Origin of the sequence: Verrucosispora sp. SN26_14.1 (assembly GCF_004307965.1) — a bacterium.
GTDB lineage: Bacteria > Actinomycetota > Actinomycetes > Mycobacteriales > Micromonosporaceae > Micromonospora.
The window spans coordinates 22,779-43,439 of the sequence record NZ_SISL01000002.1 but is presented as its reverse complement, the minus strand read 5'-3'; the positions used below and the strand labels follow the sequence as shown (position 1 = coordinate 43,439).

General features: G+C 68.9%; 18 protein-coding genes. 12 read left to right on the top strand and 6 right to left on the bottom strand.

Annotated elements, in window-relative coordinates; translation table 11 throughout:
* Positions 1–15 precede the first annotated feature (15 nt).
* From EYA84_RS00465 to EYA84_RS00410, 12 genes are all read left to right on the top strand, one after another.
* Entirely contained in the window at positions 16–549 is a 534-nt protein-coding gene (locus EYA84_RS00465; protein WP_201272248.1) for a PH domain-containing protein, read from the top strand.
* Positions 546–2,234, top strand: a complete 1,689-nt coding sequence (locus EYA84_RS00460; protein WP_131050955.1) for a PH domain-containing protein — start codon at positions 546–548, stop codon at positions 2,232–2,234. The genes EYA84_RS00465 and EYA84_RS00460 overlap by 4 nt, the downstream gene beginning before the upstream one ends.
* Before the next feature lie 76 nt (positions 2,235–2,310).
* Entirely contained in the window at positions 2,311–3,327 is a 1,017-nt protein-coding gene (locus tag EYA84_RS00455) for an aldo/keto reductase (RefSeq protein WP_343232736.1), read from the top strand.
* A 94-nt stretch (positions 3,328–3,421) separates the two neighbouring features.
* A complete protein-coding gene (locus EYA84_RS00450; protein ID WP_161594867.1) occupies positions 3,422–3,919 on the top strand; it encodes a GNAT family N-acetyltransferase in 498 nt (165 codons plus the stop codon).
* Positions 3,920–3,946: 27 nt separating this feature from the next.
* Positions 3,947–4,957, top strand: a complete 1,011-nt coding sequence (locus EYA84_RS00445) for an NAD-dependent epimerase/dehydratase (protein ID WP_343232735.1) — start codon at positions 3,947–3,949, stop codon at positions 4,955–4,957.
* 18 nt (positions 4,958–4,975) lie between these two features.
* Positions 4,976–6,262, top strand: coding sequence for an activator-dependent family glycosyltransferase (locus EYA84_RS00440; RefSeq protein ID WP_131050951.1), 1,287 nt, complete (start codon positions 4,976–4,978; stop codon positions 6,260–6,262).
* A 2-nt stretch (positions 6,263–6,264) separates the two neighbouring features.
* Positions 6,265–7,536: an activator-dependent family glycosyltransferase gene (locus EYA84_RS00435; RefSeq protein ID WP_131050950.1), complete on the top strand. Its 1,272-nt coding sequence runs from the start codon at positions 6,265–6,267 to the stop codon at positions 7,534–7,536.
* Positions 7,537–7,569: 33 nt separating this feature from the next.
* On the top strand, positions 7,570–8,847 hold the full coding sequence (locus tag EYA84_RS00430; protein WP_131050948.1) for an activator-dependent family glycosyltransferase: 1,278 nt from the start codon (positions 7,570–7,572) through the stop codon (positions 8,845–8,847).
* A gap of 25 nt (positions 8,848–8,872) precedes the next feature.
* Complete coding sequence (locus EYA84_RS00425) at positions 8,873–10,132, top strand: activator-dependent family glycosyltransferase (RefSeq protein WP_131050946.1); 1,260 nt, start codon at positions 8,873–8,875, stop codon at positions 10,130–10,132.
* A complete protein-coding gene (locus tag EYA84_RS00420; protein WP_131050944.1) occupies positions 10,129–11,403 on the top strand; it encodes an activator-dependent family glycosyltransferase in 1,275 nt (424 codons plus the stop codon). The genes EYA84_RS00425 and EYA84_RS00420 overlap by 4 nt, the downstream gene beginning before the upstream one ends.
* Before the next feature lie 5 nt (positions 11,404–11,408).
* Positions 11,409–12,683: an activator-dependent family glycosyltransferase gene (locus EYA84_RS00415; RefSeq protein WP_131050942.1), complete on the top strand. Its 1,275-nt coding sequence runs from the start codon at positions 11,409–11,411 to the stop codon at positions 12,681–12,683.
* Positions 12,683–13,972, top strand: a complete 1,290-nt coding sequence (locus tag EYA84_RS00410; protein WP_201272246.1) for an activator-dependent family glycosyltransferase — start codon at positions 12,683–12,685, stop codon at positions 13,970–13,972. The genes EYA84_RS00415 and EYA84_RS00410 overlap by 1 nt, the downstream gene beginning before the upstream one ends.
* 54 nt (positions 13,973–14,026) lie before the next feature.
* On the opposite strand, the gene EYA84_RS00405 is transcribed toward EYA84_RS00410, so the two are convergent.
* The 6 genes from EYA84_RS00405 to EYA84_RS00380 are packed head-to-tail and all read right to left on the bottom strand — an operon-like array spanning position 14,027 to position 20,657.
* Complete coding sequence (locus tag EYA84_RS00405; RefSeq protein WP_131050940.1) at positions 14,027–14,956, bottom strand: cyclopropane-fatty-acyl-phospholipid synthase family protein; 930 nt, start codon at positions 14,954–14,956, stop codon at positions 14,027–14,029.
* Positions 14,953–16,494: an aromatic amino acid ammonia-lyase gene (locus tag EYA84_RS00400; RefSeq protein WP_201272245.1), complete on the bottom strand. Its 1,542-nt coding sequence runs from the start codon at positions 16,492–16,494 to the stop codon at positions 14,953–14,955. Before EYA84_RS00400 ends, EYA84_RS00405 begins: the two co-directional genes overlap by 4 nt.
* Entirely contained in the window at positions 16,491–17,645 is a 1,155-nt protein-coding gene (locus tag EYA84_RS00395; protein ID WP_131050939.1) for a class I adenylate-forming enzyme family protein, read from the bottom strand. Before EYA84_RS00395 ends, EYA84_RS00400 begins: the two co-directional genes overlap by 4 nt.
* Positions 17,646–17,653: 8 nt before the next feature.
* The gene (gene rfbA / locus EYA84_RS00390; protein ID WP_131050937.1) at positions 17,654–18,526 is read right to left on the bottom strand and encodes a glucose-1-phosphate thymidylyltransferase RfbA; all 873 of its coding nucleotides are present in this window, start codon (positions 18,524–18,526) and stop codon (positions 17,654–17,656) included.
* On the bottom strand, positions 18,526–19,065 hold the full coding sequence (locus EYA84_RS00385; RefSeq protein ID WP_201272244.1) for a flavin reductase family protein: 540 nt from the start codon (positions 19,063–19,065) through the stop codon (positions 18,526–18,528). Before EYA84_RS00385 ends, rfbA begins: the two co-directional genes overlap by 1 nt.
* Positions 19,066–19,118: 53 nt before the next feature.
* On the bottom strand, positions 19,119–20,657 hold the full coding sequence (locus EYA84_RS00380) for a tryptophan halogenase family protein (RefSeq protein ID WP_131050934.1): 1,539 nt from the start codon (positions 20,655–20,657) through the stop codon (positions 19,119–19,121).
* Between the last annotated feature and the right edge of the window lie 4 nt (positions 20,658–20,661).

Sequence of the window (20,661 nt, the reverse complement as noted above, 5' to 3'; positions counted from 1 at the left end):
ATGCAGCATCATGGGATGACAGAAATGGTTGTACCGGAAGCGGGGTCAGCGCCCACACCGACCCCCGTCACACTGCGCCCGCCCCGGTACCGGGTCGAGAGGAAGGCGATCCTGCTCTGGACCCTGCACGCGGTCATCGGCGCCTTCTGGGTCCTCGGCGGGCTCGGCCTGACATACCGGCTCTGGGAGGCATCGCGGCCGTGGCTCGGCCCGATCCTCTGGGTCCTCGCCGTCATCTACCTCGTGAACATCACGATCATGCCGTCGTGGCGATACCTGGTGCACCGGTGGGAGGTCACCGACCAGGCCGTGTACGCCCTCAGCGGCTGGCTCACCCGCGAGTGGCGGATCACCCCCATCTCACGCATCCAGAGCATCGACACCACCCGGGGTCCATTGGCCCAGGTGATGGGGCTCGCCACGCTGAAGGTGACCACGGCCGCCAGGCAGGGCAGCATCACCATCGCCGGGGTGGACGCCGAGACGGTCGCCGAGGTGGCCCAGCGGCTGACCGCGATCACCCAGCAGACCCCGGGGGACGCCACGTGAGCGCCGTGTCCCCACCGAGCACCTCGGAGCAGCCTGACGCCGGGCGGACCGACCTCGCGGAAACCGGTCAGGACGAGCTCGACTACACGTCGCACCCGGCAGTCGAGGAAACCCCCTGGCTACGGCTGGACATTCGCGTGGTCTTCGTCGACCTGGCCATGTTCGTCATCTCGTTCCTGCCGACCTTCCTGGTCTGGGTGGTCTTCGACGTCGACTTCGACTCCGGGTCCTTCGGCATCTGGCCCGCCCTGGTGGCCACCTCGATCGGCGTCCTCAACGCGATCGTGGACCTGCTGCGCTGGCTGAAGACGCGGTACCGGGTGACCGACGAACGGATCGAGCAGCGGATCGGGTGGCTGACCAAGAAGTACCGGTCGGTGCCCCGGGACCGCATCCGCAGCGTCGACTTCACGGCCAGGCCACGGCACCGAATCGCTGGACTGCGGGTGGTCGGCGTCTCCTCCGGTGAGGCGAAGCAGGCCTTCAAGCTCGACGCGCTCTCCGTCGAAGCCGCCACCGCGCTGCGGCTGGAACTTCAGCGCCAGTACCGCAGCCGGCCCACCTCGCAGGAAGATCGGGTCCCCGTTGCGCCGACCACCGAGGACGAGCCGAAAGCGGCGGAAGCCGCGCCGGCCGGGGAACCGCGCGAGGAAACGTTGATCGCCAGCGTCAAGTGGTGGTGGTTCTTCTACAACGTCGTCAACATCTGGGCGTTCCTGGTCGCCGCCCTGCTGCTCTGGGGTTTGTTCTGGGTTCTGCAGATCGTGAACATCGACCTGCGCGACGTCGTCGGCCGGATCGTCGACTGGGACGCGGTCGGCCCGGTCTGGTCCGCGGTCATCATCGTCGGTGGCACGTTCGTGATCGGCATGGCCGGGCTGGCCTGGGGCTTCGTCAAGGAGAACTGGAAGCTCCAACTGCTGCGGGCGAAGACCGAGTCCGGCTCGGCCCTGGTCACCAGGACCGGCCTGTTCGACACCCGCGAGGTCTATCGTGACGACTCCCGCCTGCGCGGCATCCACCTGAGCGAACCACTGTTCTGGCGGTGGATGAAGCTGACCGAAACCCAGGTCATCTCGACCGGCCTGTCGGCATGGTCCGGCGGCGAGTCCGGCGCCACGATCCTTCCCCGGGTGCCGCTGCGCGAGGCTAAGCGGGTCGCCGCCCTGGTGCTCAACGACGACGTACAACCGCTGGAAGCTCCGTTACGACGGCATCCCGACTCCGGGCTGGTCCGCCGGCTCTGGTGGGCGGTCACCGGTCCTGGACTCCTGGCCGTGTTCACCTTCTGGCTCGGCCGGACGGGTGCGCTGCCGGACTGGGTGTGGGAGATCTTCGCCTGGCTGGTGCCGGTGTCGATCGTGCTGGCTGTCGTCGCCCAGCGCACCCTGGGCCACACGCTGGCGGGCGACTACCTGGTGATGCGCGCCGGTTGGAACCGTCGGACGACCAACGCGTTGCACCGCAGGGCGGTCATCGGCTTCATGATGGGCGAGACGCTCGTCCAGCGGGCCCTCGGCCTACGGACGATCGAGGTCTCGACGGCGGCCGGCGAGAAGGCTTACCAGGTGCGCGACATCGGCACGGCACAGGCTGTGGCGTTCCTGCACGAGGCCCTGCCGCACGTGGTCGACGATTTTCTCGAATTCGCTCACCAGCCATCAAGAGACAAACGGGGAAAGTGATCTGACTCCGCCGAACTATTGCGCGACGCCACTCGTTTGGGGAACATCCACTCCCGACGACACCTAGGTCACCGAGATGGTGGATTTGAGAGTGGAAATGCACGAAACCAGGCTCGCGGATGGTTTTCAGGTCAGCGCGATCGGTCTCGGTTGCAGCTCGATGTCCCATGGTTACGGCACGGCGGAGCGTGACGACGAAGAGTCGGCCAGGGTCATCCATCGGGCGGTCGAACTGGGCATCAATCTCTTCGACACCGCCGACGCATACGGCCCGTTCACCAACGAACGGCTGGTCGGCCGGACGTTGCGTCGATATGGCGAGTCGGTGCACATCGCCACCAAGTGTGGCCTGGTCACCGGACCGGACGGCAAGTTCAGCCGCAACGGCAGGCCGGAGTACCTGCGCAAGGCATGTGAGGCATCCCTGCAGCGGCTACAGGTCGAGGTGATCGACCTGTACCAGCTGCACCGGGTCGACCCGGTCGTTCCGCTCGCGGAGACCTGGGGCGCGCTTGCCGACCTGGTCATCGAGGGGAAGGTTCGGAGCCTGGGCATCTCCCACGCCACCTGCGAGGAACTGGATCAGGTCCACGCGCTCTTTCCGATCACGGCCGTTCAGTACGAACTCTCGGTGTGGGCGCCCAGCAGCCGTGAGGACATCCTCCCGTGGTGCCAAAAGCACAACGTGGGCTTCCTCGCGTTCGCCCCGCTCGGACGCGGCTACCTGTCCGGACGGGTGGATCCGAGCGCGCTGGTGCCCGAGGACTCGCGGCTGCGTGATCCCCGGTTCAAGGCGGACGCGGTACGCACCAACCAGCAGATCGTCGACGGCATCCGGCGGATCGGCGCCCGGTTCGGCTACACGCCGGCCCAGGTGGCGATCGCATGGACGCTGGCGCAGGGCAACGGGATCGTGCCGATCCCGGGCACCCGCCACCGCCGCTGGCTGGAGGAGAACGTCGCCGCGCTCGACCTGCAGCTCACCCCCGAGGCGCTGCACGAGATCGATCTGTTGCCGAGCCCCGCCGGCGAGATGAGCTGGGACTACAGCCGGCACAACGGCACCCGAGCCGACATCAGCGGGGCGTCCTGACCTGTACGCAACGCCTGCGGCCGTCCCGCCAGCGGGACGGCGACCCACCCTGGAGCTGACCGTGATCTTCCCGTACACCATGTCTCGACGGATCGTGCTGAACCCGGCGACCGCTGCGGACCGGGCGAACTTCTACCAGCACGTGCTGCGGACCGGGCTCGGCTCGTCCCGCCAGTCCGGGCGGGCCACCAACGCCGACTCCCGCCCACACGCCACGTTCCTCGTGGCCCTGCGCAGCAGCGGCGAGGTTCTCGGGTTCAGCGCGCTGCACGCTCTCGACCCGGCCGGACACATCAGGCTGGGGGTATACCTCGACACCAGGCGCGCTCGCCTCGGAATCGGGTCGGAGGCGGTCAATCTCTCCATCAATTACGCTTTCGCGACCCTCGACATCGATAAGATCATCGTGCAGACCACCCAGGTCAGCTTCGCATCTTTCGGCGTGCGCCCCGGCAACAACTCGGAGCGGGCAGTCCTGCCCGAACACGTCTATTTCCGGGGCCGGTTGTGGGATCTGCACAGCTTCGAGATCCTGCGGCAGGAATGGATCGAGGAAGCCAATCTCGATGGCGTCCTGCTGACCCGTCACTGACCCGCACGAATATTGAGAGGAGCGGCCGTGGAAGGCCAACGGAAGCCACCATTGATCGCAGTGCTCGGCGCCTCCGGGCTACTCGGTACCGCCGTCTCTCGTACCCTCGCGCGTCGTCCGGTGCGGCTACGGCTCGTCGGCCGCCGGCCCACCGCACTGCCGGCCGGCGCTCGGGCCGAGACCGAGGTGCGCGCGCTCGACCTCACCGACGAGGGTGCGGTCGCCGCTGCGATCGCCGGCGCCGACGTGGTGGTGCACCTAGTGGCGCACATGACCGGATCAGGCACCTGGCGCTCCGCGGCCACCGATCCACAGGCCGAACGGGTCAATCTCGGCCTGGTGCACGACATCGTGGCCGCGATCCGGGCACAACGGCCGGCCCGGCCACCCGTGGTCGTCTTCGCCGGATCCATGTCCCAGGTTGGCAAGCCGCCGTCGCACCGGATCGACGGCTCCGAGCGGGACGAGCCGATCACCGCCTACGACCGGCAGAAGACCGCCGGTGAACGGCTGATCGAGTCGGTCACCGCGGACGGGCTGCTGCGCGGCACCACCCTCCGCCTGGCCACCCTGTACAGCCAGGGCGCCGATCCGACCGGCCTGGACCGCGGCGTGGTGGCGACCATGACCCGCAAGGCCTTCGCCGGTGAGCCGCTGACCATGTGGCACGACGGCAGCGTCACCCGCGACCTGCTCTGCGTGGACGACGCCGCCGCCGCGTTCGTCACTGCGATCGACCGCATCGAGGAGCTGGTTGGCCGGCACTGGCTGGTCGGGACCGGGCAGGCGACCAGCATCGGTGACCTGTTCTCGACGATCGCCAAGGTGGTGGCGACGACAACCGGCCAGCCTGAAGTGCCCGTGGTCACCGTGCCGCCGGCCACCCACTCGATGCCGACGGACATGCTCGACTTCGTTCTGGACCCGGCTCGATTCCAGGGGGCGAGCGGTTGGGCGCCGCAGGTGGCACTGCAGGACGGCTTGGAGAACCTCGCCCGCGCGCTGGCCCATGAGAGCGCTCCGGCGCGGACGTCCTGAGCTGCGGGGAGTGACGCGATGCGGGTGCTGTTCGCCCTGAACCCGGAAAAGACCATCTTCCAGTACATGGTGACCACCGCCTGGGCGCTGCGGACCGCCGGGCACGAGGTGCACGTGGCCAGCCAGCCCTGGTTCGCCGACACCATCACCCAGGCCGGTCTCACCGCGGTGCCGGTCGGCGGCAACCGCGACCCGTGGCGAATCACCGCACACCGCCCAGATCTGCTGGCCCAGATGCGCGTCGGCCACTTCAAGCCGTACGACGCATTCGATGATCCGACCAAGGCGACCTGGGAGTACCTGCGGCCAGGCATCGCCCGCGCGGCGGCCGGATTCCACCGGGTGGCGAACTTTCCGATCATCGCCGAGTTGGTGGAGTATGCCCGCCACTGGCGGCCGGACCTGGTGGTCTGGGACGCTCTGTCCTATGCTGGCTCGATAGCGGCCCAGTCCTGTGGCGCCGCGCACGCCCGGCTGCTGTTCGGCGTCGATGTCTACGGCGGAGTCCGGCAGCTCTATCGTCAGCTGAACGCCGCCCAGCCGGAAGATGAGCGGGCGGATCCCATCGCGGACTGGTTCGCTGGCTACGGCCGCCGGTACGGGTTCGACTTCACCGAGGATCTCTTCACCGGCCACTTCACCATCGACCAGCTCCCTCGCAGTCTGCAGGTCGAGGCCGACCTGGAGTACGTGCGCACCAGATACGTCCCGTACGGGGGTCCGGCGGTGGTCCCCCGCTGGCTGTTTCGTCCGCCGGAGCGGCCACGGATCGGACTGACCATGGGCGTCAGCGCGACCGAGATCTTCCGCGGCTACGCGATCTCGATGGCCGACGTGTTGGCCGCCCTGGCCGACCTCGACGTCGAGGTGGTGGCCACCGTGGCAGCCGATCAGCAGGCCGGCCTCGGCGCCCTTTCGGCCAACGTCCGGCTCGTCTCATACGTTCCGTGGCACGCCCTGGTGCCGAGTTGCTCGGTGGTCGTCAACCACGCCGGTGCGGCGACCCTGGCCACCACCGCTCTGTACCCGGTGCCTCAGCTGGCACTGCACCATCACGCCGACCAGCCGATCCTCGGTCGGCTGCTCGCCGAGCAGGGCGCCGGGCTGGAGCTTCCGACCACCTTGGCGACCGGTGAGAGCGTGCGCGCCGCCGTGCTGCGCCTGCTCGGTGAGCCGACGTTCGGCCTGCGGGCAGCCGCGCTGACCGCCGAGATCGAGGCCCTGCCGACGCCGAACGAGATCGTGCCGAGGCTGGAGGAGCTGACGGTGAAACACCGCGCCGGCACCGTGACGGCGGGAGGTTAGCCGTGCGCGTCCTGTTCACCTGTAATCCGGACCGGAGCATGTTCCAGTCGATGGTGCCGTTGGCGTGGGCGCTGCGAACCGCCGGCCACGAGGTCCGGGTCGCCAGCCAGCCGGCCTTCGCCGACGTCATCACCCAGGCGGGCCTGACCGCCGTGCCCGTCGGCGCCGACCGCAATCTGTTCCGTGCGTTGAAGGGGGTCGGGGTCACCGCCGAGATGCTGGAGGAAACCAGGGTCGGGCTGCCCGCACCGTACGACACGGCCGTCGAGCAGCCCCGGTCCGAAGACTTCATCCGGATGCGAGAGTCGTACGACTATCGGGTCAGGCACTGGCATCGGGTAGACAACTTCCCGATGATCGCTGGGCTGGTCGCTTTCGCCCTGGACTGGCGCCCTGACCTGGTGCTCTGGGAGCCACTGACCTACGCGGGAGCGATCGCCGCGTCGGCCTGCGGTGCCGCCCATGCGCGCCTGTTGTGGAGCATCGACGTCTTCGCGGTGGCGCGGGAACGGTATCTGCGGTTGGCCGCCGGGCGGGGCCCGGATCCGCTGGCGGCGTGGCTCGGCGGGTACGCCCGCAGGTACGGCGACGAGTTCACCGAGGAGATGGCGCACGGGCACTTCAGCATCGACCAACTGCCGCCCGCCCTGAGCATGCGCGCCGACCTGCCGTACTTGTCGATGCGCTACACCCCGTACGGCGGCGCTGCGGTGGTGCCCGGCTGGCTCGCGGCGCCACCGACCCGGCCGCGGGTGGCGCTCACCCTCGGCATCACCGCCACCGCGCAGTTCGCCGGATACGCCGCGAGCATCCAGGACATCCTCGACGCGCTCGCCGACCTCGACATCGAGGTGGTGGCCACCGTCGCTGAGTCCGAACAGAGCCGGCTCCGCGCGGTCCCGGCCAACACCCGGGTGGTTTCCTACGTCCCGCTGCACGCACTCGTCCCCACCTGCGTGGCGGTCATCAACCACGCTGGTCCCGGGACATTTCTGACTACGGCGCGGCACGGGGTGCCGCAGCTGACCGTGCCGTGGGACTTCGACGAGCCGGAGCTGGCCCGCCGCGCGGCCGTGCAGGGCGGCAGCCTCACCGTGCGCGCCGACCGGGCCACCGGCGCGGCCGTCCGGGAACAGCTGCTGCGCCTAGTGCACGAGCCCGCCTTCCCCGCCCGAGCTCGGGACCTGGCCACCGAGATCGAGTCCATGCCGACACCGAACCAGCTGGTACCGGTGCTGACCGAACTCACCGCAACCTACCGCGCCACGGCGTGAGGGCACGCGGACCGCAAGGACGAGAGGAGCACCATGCGGATCCTGTTCACCACGTACCCGGACAAGCCCATTTTCCAGCCGATGGTGCCGCTGGCGTGGGCGCTGCGCACCGCCGGGCACGAGGTCCGGGTCGCCAGCCAGCCCGAGTTCACCGACCACATCACCCAGGCCGGGCTGACCGCGGTGCCGGTCGGCCGTAACCGGCATACCTGGCGGATGGCCGAACTGGACACCGAGGTGACCGAGGAGGAGCGTCCGGGGCTGCCCGAGCCGTTCCGGGCGGCGGTCACCGATCCGGCCGAGCTCGACTTCGCCGCCTTGCGCGACGGGTACGAACACCACATCCAGCTCTGGTACAAGCTCGACAACTTCCCGATGATCTCCGGCCTGCTGGACTACGCGGTCGGCTGGCAGCCGGACCTGGTGCTGTGGGAGCCGAACACGTACGCGGGGGCGATCGCGGCGAAGGCGTGCGGAGCGGCGCACGGCCGGGTGCTCTGGAGCATCGACGTCTTCGGCGTGGCGCGGGAACGTTATCTGCGGTTGAACGAGGCTCAGCCGGACGGCGAGCGCCACGATCCGATGGCGCAGTGGCTCGGCCCGTACGCCCGACGTCACGGCGACGGGTTCACCGAGGACCTGGTCACCGGCCAGTTCACCATCGACCAGCTGCCGCCGTCGCTGAGCATGCGCGCCGACCTGCACTACCTGCCGATGCGCTACATCCCCTACAACGGCCGGGCGGCCCTGCCCGCGTGGCTGCGGAAGCGGCCGGACCGTCCTCGGGTGGCGCTCACCCTCGGCGTTACGGCCACCGACCGCTTCGCCGGCTACGCCGCCGACGTGGGGGCCATCCTGGCGTCCCTGGCCGACCTGGACATCGAGGTCGTGGCCACCATCGCCGAGGCACATCACGACCGGCTGGGCGCAGTCCCGGACAATGTCCGGCTGATTCCCTTCGCGCCGCTGCACGACCTCGCCGCGACCTGCTCGGTCGTCATCAATCACGCCGGGCCGGGCACGTTCCTGACCACCGCGGCGAACGCGGTTCCCCAGCTGACCGTGCCGTGGGACTTCGACGAGCCGGAGCTGGCCCGCCGCGCCGCCGCGCAGGGCGGAAGCCTCACCGTCCCGGCGAACCTGGCCACCGGCGAGGCCGTCCGCGGGCAGTTGCAACGGCTGCTGTCCGAGGAGGTCTTCGCCGACCGTGCGTGCGCCTTGCGCGCCGAGATGAAGGCGATGCCGAGCCCGAACGAGTTGGTGGGGCAGCTGGAGGAGCTGACCGCGAAGCACCGCACCGCAGGCACCTGACCACGAGTACGAGAGAGAAGGCATCGTGCGCGTCCTCTTCGCCGTGAACCCGTCCAAGACGATCTTCATGTACATGGTCCCGTTGGCCTGGGCGATGCGGACCGCCGGTCACGAGGTCCGGTTCGCCAGTCAGCCGCAGTTCGCCGGCGTGATCACCCAGGCGGGCCTGACCGCGGTCCCGGTCGGCCATGACCGCGACCTGACCCCCGACAAGGAGCACCGGGCCGGCATCCCCGTTCCCTACGACGCGTTCGACGATCCGTCGAAGCAGAACTGGGAGTACCTCAAGCCGGGGATGGCGGCCACCGACAAGTGGTGGCACCGGTACGGCAACTTCCCGATCATCGCCGACCTGGTGGAGTTCGCTCAGCGCTGGCAGCCGGACCTGGTGATCTGGGACCCGCTGACGCTGGCCGCGCCGATCGCCGCGAAGGCGTGCGGCGCCGCGCACGCCCGGCTGCTCTTCGGTGTCGACGTCTACGGCGGAGTCCGCCAGCTCTACACCCGACTACGCGACGAGCAGCCCGAGGGTGAGCGCAGCGATCCCGTCGCCGACTGGATGGCCGCCTACGGCCGGAAGTACGGCTACGAGTACTCCGACGACATGCTCACCGGACACTTCACGATCGACCAGTTTCCGGCGAGTCTGGCGGTGGACGCTCCCGGGCTGGAGTACGTGCGGATGCAGTTCATCTCCTACGGCGGTCCCGCCGTCGTTCCCAGGTGGTTGTGGGCGCCCCCGGAACGCCCGCGGATCGCCCTGACCATGGGGCTCAGCGCGACCGAGGTCTATGACGGATACACCATTTCGGTATCCGAGGTGCTTCAGGCGTTGTCCGGCCTCGACATCGAGGTGGTCGCGACGGTGGCCGACAGCGAGCGGCAGGGCCTCGGCGCGGTGCCGGACAACGTACGCCTGATCCCGTTCGTGCCGTGGCACGCGTTCGTGCCGACCTGCTCGGTGGTCATCCACCATGGCGGCGCGGCCACCCTCGCAGCGACCGCCCGGCATCCGGTGCCGCACCTCACCCTGCACTACCACTATGACCAGCCGATCTACGGCAGGCTGCTGAGCCGGATGGGTGCGGGGCTGGACATGGCCACCGGCCAGGCCACCGGCGACGCGGTCCGCACGGCGGTGTTGCGGCTGCTGCACGAGCCGACGTTCAAGGCCGGCGCCGCCCGGCTGCGCGACGAGACCCTCGCCCTGCCGAGCCCGAACCAACTCGTCCCGCAACTGGAGCAGCTCACCACCAAGTACCGCACGGACGGTCGAGCCCGATGAAGGTCCTCTTCACCACGTATCCCGAGAAGACCCACTTCATGCTCCAGGCGCCGCTGGCGTGGGCCCTGCGCACGGCCGGGCACGACGTACGCGTCGCGGTGCAGCCGAAGTTCGCCGACGTCGTCACCCAGGCCGGGCTGACCGCGGTACCGGTCGGCACCAACCACGACCTGTGGGACTTCATGCACCGGGTCGGGGACTGGCTCGGCCCCGAGGACACCGGCTGGCCCACGCCCTACGACGCGGCCGAACGGGATCCCGCGGACATCTCCTGGGAGTATCTGCACAGCGGATACCAGGGGCAGGCGATCCGCTGGCACAAGACCAGCAACGTGCCGTTGGTGACCGGGCTGGTCGAGTTCGCCGGGCACTGGCAACCGGATCTGATCATCTGGGAGCCGCTGACGTACGCCGGCGGCATCGCGGCCAAGGCGCTGGGGGTGGCGCATGCTCGGCTGCTGATCGGCGCCGACGTCTACGGGATCACTCGCGATCACTTCTTACGACTCAACGCGCAGCGGTCACCCGACGACCGTGACGACCCGATGGCCAACTGGCTCGGGCGCTACGCCGAGAAGTACGGCGGACAGTTCTCCGAGGACATGATGACTGGTCACTTCACGATCAATCAGCTGCCGCCATCGCTGGCCATCAACGCAGACCTGCACATCGAATATCTGCGTTACGTTCCCTACGGCGGTCCGGCCGTGGTCCCCCGCTGGCTGTGGGAGCCGCCGCGGAAGCCACGCGTCGCGCTGACCATGGGTCTGACCGCCACCGAACGCGCGGCCGGATACGCGGTCAGCGTGCAGGACGTCCTGGACTCCCTCGCCGACCTCGACATCGAACTCGTCGCCACCATCGCCGACTCGGAACAGGCCCGGCTGCGGTCGGTACCGGACAACACCCGCCTGGTCTCCTACGTGCCGCTCCAGGCGCTGTTGCCCACCTGCTCGGTCGTCATCCACCATGCCGGCGTCGGCACTCTGGCCAGCAGCGCGCTGTACGGCGTGCCGCAGCACACGGTGCCGTGGGACGTCGACCAGCCCGCATTGTCGGAGCGGGTCGCCGTTCGCGGGGCGGGGCTGAACACCCACGCCACCAAGGCGACCGGACAGACGATCCGGGAGAACGTGCTGCGGCTACTGCACGAACCGTCGCTCCGGGCCGGCGCCGATTCCCTGCGCACCGAGGTGCTGGCGCAGCCGACACCGAACGACCTGGTGCCGCGCCTGGAGGAGCTCACCCAGCAGTACACCGGAAAGGGCTGACCGACGTGAGAGTCCTGTTCACCACCTACCCGGAGAAGGCGCACCTGCTGATGATGGTGCCGCTGGCCTGGGCCCTGCGCACCGCCGGGCACGAGGTCCAGGTCGCGGTTCAGCCGCACTTCGTCGACCACGTCACCCAGGCGGGGCTCACCGCAGTGCCGATCGGCTCGGAGCGGGACCTGTGGCAGCTGATGAGCACCGACGACCGGTGGATCAGCTCTGGCATCAACGGCATGCCGATCCCGTACGACACCGCGGACTGGCGGCCGGAGACGGTAACTATGTCCTACCTCCGCGACGGCTACGAGACCCAGGTCGAGCGCTGGCACCAGGTCAGCACCACGCCGATGTTGCGTGGACTGGTCAACTACTGCCGGCAGTGGAAGCCGGACCTGGTGATCTGGGAGCCACTGACCTACGCCGGACCGATCGCGGCCGAGGCGTGCGGTGCCGCTCACGCGCGCCTGGTGTTCGGCATCGACTCGCTGGCCATTACCCGCGAGCACTTCCTGCGCCTTCACGCCCAGGAACAACCCCCCGGCTCTGACCCGCTCGCCGAGATGCTCACCCGGTACGGCGAGCGGTACGGCGTCAGGTACTCGGAAACCCTGGCGACCGGGCAGTTCACGTTCACCCTGCTGCCGTCGGCGCTACACTCCGGGGCCGCCGGCCTGAAGTACGAACCGCTGCGGTTCGTCCCGTACGGCGGCCCGGCGGTGATTCCGAAGTGGTTGTGGACGCGGCCGGAGAAGCCCAGGGTCGCGTTCACGATGGGCATCAGCCACGCCCAGCTGGGGATGATGTACTCGATGGAGTTGCACGACGTCTTCAAGGAGCTGAGCCGACTCGACATCGAGGTGGTCGCGACCGTCCCCGAGGCGGCGCAACGCGAACTTGAGTGGGTGCCGGACAACGTGCGGATGGTGCCTTATGTTCCGTTGGCGGCGCTGGTGCCGACGTGCGCGGTCGTCGTCCACCACGGTGGCTTCGGCACCCTGGCGACCACTGCGCTCCACGGCGTCCCGCAGATTGTCGTGCCGTGGGACGACGACGGCCCGGCGCTCGCCCAGCGGGTCGCCGCGGTCGGAGCCGGGTTCGCGATCCATGCCAGCCAGGCCGACGGCACGATGCTCCGACAGCGGATCACACGCATCTTCGACGAAGACGCGCTGACCGTCGGCACCGCCGCCCTACGCGAGGAGATGCTGGGTATGCCGTCCCCGACCGAGGTGGCCGACCAGATCGAGGCCATCGTCGAGACGCATTGCGGAGCCCGGTGATGGAGCCGATGCGGGTGCTGTTCGCGGCGAACCCGGAGAAGTCGCACTTGTTGGCGATGGCACCCCTGGCCTGGGCGCTGCGCACCGCCGGGCACGAGGTGCGCTTCGCCGTGCAGCCCGCGTACGCCGACATCGTCAAGCAGGCCGGCCTCACCGCCGTTCCGCTCGGACGCGACGTGGACCTGTGGAAGGAGCTGGCCCGCGACCCGTTCAACCCGGGCTGGACGTGGGACCCTGCGTACGGGCTGCCCAAGCCGTACGACGTCGTCGACGACCCGTCCCTGGCGACCTGGGACCACCTGATGCACGGATACGCCGAGGCCCTGCACACCTGGCACAAGCCCGGATCGTTCCCGATGATCGCGGCACTCGTCGAGTACGCCCGCCGTTGGCGGCCGGACCTGGTGATCTGGGAGCCGATGTGTTTCGCCGGGCCGATCGCGGCGAAGGCGGTCGGCGCCGCCCATGCCCGGCTCCTATGGAGCGCGGACGTGTTCGGAGTGACTCGTGATCGGTTCCTGCGGTTGCAGGCACAGCAGCCGGAGGGCGACGAGACCCGATTCGACCCCCTCGCGCACTGGCTCGGCGGCTACGCCAACAAGTACGGCGGCGAGTTCACCGAAGACATGGTGACCGGGCACTTCACGCTCGACCAGATGCCGCCGTCGCTGCGTATGCAGGCGAGCCTGGACTACGTGTCGTACCGGTTCGTGCCGTACGGCGGCCCAGCCGATGTGCCGCGCTGGCTGTGGGACGCACCGACCCGACCTCGGGTGGCGCTGTCGATGGGGCTGAGCCTGACGGACCACCAAGCCGGATACGCCATCAACCTGCAGGACGTGTTGGACGCGTTGTCGGACGTCAACGTGGAGCTCGTAGCGACCGTCCCGGAGAGCGAGCGGCACCGACTGGCTCGCATCCCGGACAATGCCCGGCTGGTTTCCTACGTTCCGCTGCACGCCCTGGCACCGAGCTGCGCCGCTGTCATCAACCACGGCGGCTTCGGCACGGTCCTGACGGCGGCCCGGTACGGCGTGCCACAACTCGCGCTGCCGTGGGACTTCGACGGTCCGGCGTTCTGCGCCGGGCTGACGGCGCAGGGCGGTTCGCTGGTGATCCGGGCCGACGAGGCGACCGGCGAGGCGGTGCGCGAGAGCGTGCTGCGGCTGGTGCGCGAGGAGCGGTTCCCGATCGCCGCCGGGCATCTCCGGCAGGAGATGCTGAACATGCCCAGCCCGAACGACATCGTGCCGCTGCTGGAGATGCTGACCGCCAAGCATCAGCGCTGAGCCGCGCGACGGCCGCCGCTCCGTTCGGATGCGGCGGCCGTTTCGGCGGGATCGTCAGGCGGGACGGTTCGCGACCACCAGCACCACGCCGTCCGTCGGATTCTCCTCGACCTCCCAGTCCGCCGGCGTGGACTCCTTGATGATGGTGTCCAGCTCGAACCACAGGTCGGTCCGCTCCCGGATCAGCGGGTACGCGTGCGCGAGGGTGTTCTTGGTGTTCTCAGTAATGTCGGTGACCTCTACCAGCTCCAACCCCGCCGCGACGGCGAAGCCGCTGTAGTCCTCGGCTCGCGCCAGTGGCGCCTGCCGCCAGCAGGCCAGCATGAACAACGTGTCCTGCTCGTCCTGGCCGGTCAGTTCCGGGCCGCGAGCGACGTCGTCGGTGAGCACGATCCGCCCGCCGGGCTTGAGCAGCGGGCTGATCCGGGCCAGCAGTTCCCCGCGGTCGGCGAAGTACGCGAACGAGTCGATGGCCACGATCGCGTCGAACGAGCCCGGCTCGAACGGCAGGTCCAGCGCGTTCGCCTGTTGGAAGGTGACGTTCTCCGCGTCGTCCTCACCGGCGGCGTACGCCTGGGCCAGCTCCACGTCCCGGCCACTGATCGAGATGCCGACGACCTCCGCGCCGGTGCGCCGGGCGATGCGCACCGCTGGCCGACCGGTGCCGCAGCCCAGGTCGAGGATCCGCGCCCCGGGCCCGATTCCGGCGAGCCGATCGATGAAGACATCGGTCATCCTGTTGCTGGCCTTCAGCATGCTGCTGGTGTCTGACGGCCCGTCCCAATAGCCCTGGTGCATATTGCCGCCGAAGAACCCGCAGATCATCGAGTTGTACCGGTCGAAGAACTCGGCGACCCTCGCCGGCGTCGGCGGCTCGTAGGGGAAGCCCTCTGGCCGGTCGTCTGCCGCCGCGTCCCCGGCCTCGTCGGTGGCCGGTGCCAGGAACTGGTTGACCTGCGCCCTCAGATGTTGCTCCACACTCATCTGTTCGCCGCCTCATCGTTGTCGTCGGACAGTTCCGCCGCGTACGCCGACATGAGGTCACGCGCCGCGCGCACCTCCGCCGCCATCGGCCGATCGGCTTCCAGAGCCGGGGATATTTCGGCCAGTCGTGCCCACACCCCGGTCGGTGCCGGCGCCTCGTCGATCATCACGGCCGCCTGCGCCACGCCCAACGCCAGCGAGCCGATCGCCAGCCAGCCCAGCTCGAGCGCGTCGGAGACCGCGTTCGCGCCGTTGAGCGCCATCGGAACGTGGTCTTGGTTCCACCCGTTCGTCGGCAGGGTGGTCAGCGACGACGGGTACACCATCTGCCGAATCCGGGACACGAAGGACGTGGTGCTGATCTGCACACCCGCCAGGCCGCAGCCCCGGCCCGCGCGCGGGGTCAGCATCATCGGCAGGTCGCCATTGGTGGCCGGACTGAGCAACAGGTTCAGCTGCCGCTCGGCGAGGTAAGCGACCATGTGCATGGCCAGGCCGATCTGGTCCGAGGCCAGGCCGACCGGCATCGCGTGGAAGTTGCCGCCGTGCAGTACCCGATCGGCGAAGGTGATCGGATTGTCGGTGGAGCCGCTTGCCTCCCGGGCGAGGATGTCGCCGGCACCATCGAGCTGGTCGAGCACCGCCCCGAGCACCTGGGGGGCACAACGCAAGCTGTAGGGCTCCTGCAGTGGCCGGCGTGGGTCGCGGGTCAGGCCGGCGGGCAGCTCGCGACGGATCCAACGCGCCGTGGTGAGCTGACCGGTCTGGTTTCGGGCCAGGGCGATGCCGTCTTCGTAGTGCTCCGGGTTGGCATGCAGCAGGGCGGCGATCCGACCGGTGAGCACCGACGCGGCGCGGACCAGCCGAACCGCCGACTGCTGGTTGAGGATCGAAACCGCCAGGCCGACCCCGGTGCCGTTGACAAACGCGAGCGCCTCCCGGACCGGCCACTGGAACGGGGCCGCGCCGAGCGCTGCGAGCGCCTCGGTCGCCGGGCGGGCGGTCCAACCGCCGTCCTCGGTGCGCAGCCATGCCTCGCCGAGACCGGTGAATGACAGCGCCGCGTGTGCCAACGGCTGGAGGTCACCGCTCGCGCTGACCGTGCCGTCACGCGGGATCAACGGGGTGAACCCGCCGTTGTAGAGATCGGCGAGCCGCTGCCAGAACCGCGGCGACACCGAGGAGTACCCACGGCGCATGCTGGTCAGCCGCAGATACAGCACGAGCCGGGCGACGTCCGGGGCGAGTGGGTGGCCCTGTCCTGTGCCCAGGTGCGAGATGAGCGAGCTGCCCTGCTCCATCTCCGACTCCGCGGAGTAGAGCACCAACGGGCCGAAGCCCTGGGTGAGGCCGTAGATGGGCTCATCCGCGGCCAGATGGGCGTCGATGACGGAGGTGCTGTGCTCCATCGCCGCGCGATTCCGCTCGGAACAGGGTTCCAGGGCGACGTCCCAGGCGGCATTGCGTACCACCTCGGCCAGGTAGCTGGTGCCGGACGTCCCCGCGACGGTCGTCGGCGGGGCGTAGTCGATACTCACGATACTTCCTCTGCGTCTGGTCGATGGGGGGTGCCTGGTCCGGAGGTGAGTGCCGGCTGAACCCGGCGGAGCTTGCCGGTGTCGGACCGTTCGATACGGGGCACGAAGTGAACCTTGCGCGGCCGCAGCCCGATCCGGGCGATGCCGTCGACCAGCCCGATTTCGGCCGCCCTCGTGCCTGGCCGCAGCACGACCAGCAGGTCGACGTGCTCACCGATCATGTGGTGCGTCACCGGAAGCAACGCCAGGTCGGCGCAGTCCACGCTGGCTCGCAGGACGAGTTCGGCCTCGTCCAGGCTGATCCGACGACCGTTGACCTTGACCAGCCGGTTTCGCCGCCCGGCGAAGGCGAACGTGCGGTCGTCGAGGCGCCGGACGTAGTCGTCGGAGGTCCACTCGAGCGGGGCCGGTTGGCCCGGAGCGAACGCCAACCGCGGACCACGCACCACGAGCTGGGACTCGCCGTCCTCATCCACCGCGACCGGCCCGGAATCGGCGTACGAGACGTCCGGGAACAGCGTCCACGGCGGAGGGCTGCCGGTCCGCCACCGCCGGGTGGCGATGCCACCGGCCTCGGTGGAGCCGAGCACCTCCACGATCAACGCCCGCTCCGGCCCGGCCTGGTCCAGGAAGTCGCCGGCGGTCGATGGGAGCATCGCCCCGCCGTGCAACACCGTCAGGTGTTCCTGCCTGCGTACCCAGGCCATGTTCTCGAGCAGCAGCGTGAAGATCCACGGAGTGGCGACGACCACCAGCCGGCGCTGCTCCAGCTCCGGCATCGCGCCATAGAACGAGGGCCGGAACCAGGCCGGCACCCGCAGGTGCGCCGGGATCAGCACGCTGGCCAGCGCACCGTAGAGGTGCACTGGCGGCACGCACGACAGCAGCGCCTCGGGTCGCTCGGGCGCGACGAACCCGGCCAGCATGCCAGCCTCCAGCCACACGTTCTCCCGAGTGCGCCGCCAACACACCCGAGGGCCGGTGCTGCCGGAGGTGTGGAAGTCGACCGTGGCCGGCACGGTCCGGTGGAACAGTTCCTCCGGGTCCGCCTCCGCCTTGCCCCAGTGAACCGTCCAGGCCTGTTCGGTCACCTCCGGCGCCGTCAGACCGAGGGCCAGCAGTTCCTCGGGAGTTCGCTCGCGATAAGCCATGTCGCCTCTCAACCGGCCGTCTGGGCGAGTTCCATCAGATACTTGCCGTAGTCGGAGCTGCTCATCTCGGCGCCGATCTCGTGGCAGCTCTCCGAGTCGATGTAGCCCATCCGCAGGGCGATCTCCTCCAGGCAGGCCACCCGGACACCCTGACGCTTCTCGATCACCTGCACGTACTGGTTGGCGGCCAGCAGCGAGTCGTGGGTACCGGTGTCCAGCCAGGTGAACCCACGGCCGAGCCGGACAAGGTTCGCCCGCCCCTGTTTTAGGTACACCTGGTTGACATCGGTGATCTCCAGCTCACCGCGCGGGGACGGCGTCAGGTCCTTGGCGATCTCGATGACGTCGTTGTCATAGAAGTACAGGCCGGTGATCGCGTTGTCCGACCGGGGCATGGCCGGCTTCTCCTCCAGCGACACGAGCGCACCGCGCGCGTCGACCTCGCCGACGCCGTACCGCTCGGGGTCGGCGACCGGATAGCCGAACAACGTGCAGCCGTCCAACTCTTCTCGGGAGGTCCGCAGCAGCTGGGGGAATCCGGCGCCGTGGAAGACGTTGTCACCGAGGATCAGCGCGGAATTGCCGTCGCCGATGTGATCGGCTCCGATGATGAAGGCCTCGGCGATTCCGCGTGGCTCGGCCTGCACGGCGTAGCTGATATCCAGCCCCAGCCGGGAGCCGTCGCCGAGCAGCGCCCGTAGCGGCGGCACGCTGGTTGGAGTGGAGATCACCATGATCTCCCGGATGCCGGCCAGCATCAGCACGGACATCGGGTAGTACACCATCGGCTTGTCATAGATGGCGAGCAACTGCTTGGAGGTCGCCAGCGTGAGCGGGTACATCCGAGTCCCGCTGCCGCCGGCCAGCACGATGCCTTTCATCAGGATCCCGTCCTTTCCTCGATCAGCGGGTGGCCTGCGGCTCCGGTGTCACGCAGAGTGCGGTTGGAGAACGTGTGTCGTCCGTAGAGCAGCGGGTTGCCCCGCGTCGTCTGCACCGCCACGACCTCTCCGAAGACGACGGCGTGGTCGCCGACGATCTTCACGTCGGCCACCGTGCACTCGGCCATCGCATACGCGTCGTCGACCAGCCACGGCAGACCACCCGAGCGGTTCTCCCGCCAGCCGACCCGGTCGAACCGGTCCGCCGCGCGGGAGGCGAACAGCTCCGCCGCGCCGCGGCCACCCTCGTGCAGCAGGTTCACCAGGAAACCGGCCCGGTCGCGCACCGCCCCCAACGTGCCGCTGTGCTCACCGAGACAAACCAGCAGCGTCGGTGGATCGAGCGTGACGCTGGTCAGCGAGTTGCAGGTCAAGCCGTGTGGCCTTCCCTCGGCGTCGACGGAGGTGACCACCGCGACACCGGTGAAGTACGCGCTCATGAAGCCCCGGAATGCCTCCGGGGTCGGTCTGCCCGGCACCGATGCCGGTGTCCGGGCCGTTGCTCCGGTGGTGGTCACCCGGTTCGCCTCCCTTATCGGTTGATGCTGGCCAGGTACTCGTAGCAACTGGGCAGTGCGGCCACCATCTCGTCGGCCTCGGCTCTGAGCCGGTCGAACTCGGCGATCGCGTTGGCCGGGTCGATGTGGCGCAGCGCCGGGTTCGCGGTGCGCGGCTGATGCCCCAGGCCCAGGTTCATCGCGTTCCACGAGTAGCTCTCGAACCCGTGGTAGTAGGGATAGATGGTGTCCTCGTCCAGCAGCCGGGACTCGGACAACTGGAACTTCTCGGCCAGCCCCGGTGGCATCGCCCGTGTCTTGGCCTCCTTCCAGTACGGGGTGTCGTCCCGCTTCGCCGACTTGTAGTGCAGGACGAGGAACTCCTTGACCCCGTCGACCGCACGCGCCACCCGCGTGTTGTACGCCGCGATGGTCACCGGGTCGAAGCGCTCGTCCGGGAAGTGCTTCACCAACTGCTCGATCGCATGCTGGATGAAGAAGATGCCGGTGGACTCCAACGGCTCGACAAAGGCGCTGGACAGCCCGATGGCCACGCAGTTCTTTACCCACGAGTCGGTGTTGCGGCCGATTCGCATCCGGATGTGGTTGGCCGGCAGGTCGTCCCGGCCCGGGGCGATCGTGTTGCGTAGCTCCCGCTCGGCCTCTTCCGGGCTGATGAACTGGTCGGAGTAGACGTAGCCGTTGCCGTTCCGGCGGAACAGCGGGATCGTCCACATCCAGCCCGAGTTCATCGCGGTCGCGGTGGTGTACGGGCTCATCTCGGTGGAATCCTCGCGCGGGACCCGCAGCGCGACCGCCCGGTTGTTGGGCAACACGTCCTCGAAGGACTGGAACGCCGTGCCGAGCGTCTGGTTGATGAGCAGCCCACGGAAGCCGGTGCAGTCGATGAAGAGGTCACCGGTCAGGTCGCCGTGCTCTGCGGTGCGGACCGCGGAAATCCAACCGCGCTCGTCCTGGTCGACGCGGTCCACGTTGTCGACCACGTGCCTGACCCCGCGGGCGGTGGCGTACCCGGCCAGATACCTGGCCACCTCGTCGGCGTCGAAGTGGTAGGCGTAGGGGAACTGCGCGCGTTGCTCCTCGAGAGTGGAGCGCCCGAGTGAACTGTCCAGGCCGGAGACGAACAGAGAGCCGTCAAGCATCCGTGGTGACCGCTTCGCGTCGCACAGTGCCGTGGTGATGAAGCAGGCCCGGTCGAAGGTTTGGCTGTGGTCGCCGAGCTCCAGCCACCAGTCGGCGAGCGAGAATCCGTGGACCGTCCGCAGTCGCTCGAACGGGTGGTAGAAGTGCTCCTCCGGCTTGCGCCAGTTCTCGAACCGGATGCCGAGCTTGTAGCCGCCCGCGCACTTGGGCAGCCAGTCCACCTCGTCCAGGCCCAGGTAGTCGAAAAAGTGGCGAACGGTGCTGAAGGTTGCCTCGCCGACTCCGATCCGTGACACCTGCGCCGATTCGACCAACGTCACGTCGAGCCGATCGGCAAAGGCGGCCTTGAGATAGCTTGCCGTCATCCAGCCGGCGGTCCCACCGCCCACGATGATCACGGATCGAATCATGTTG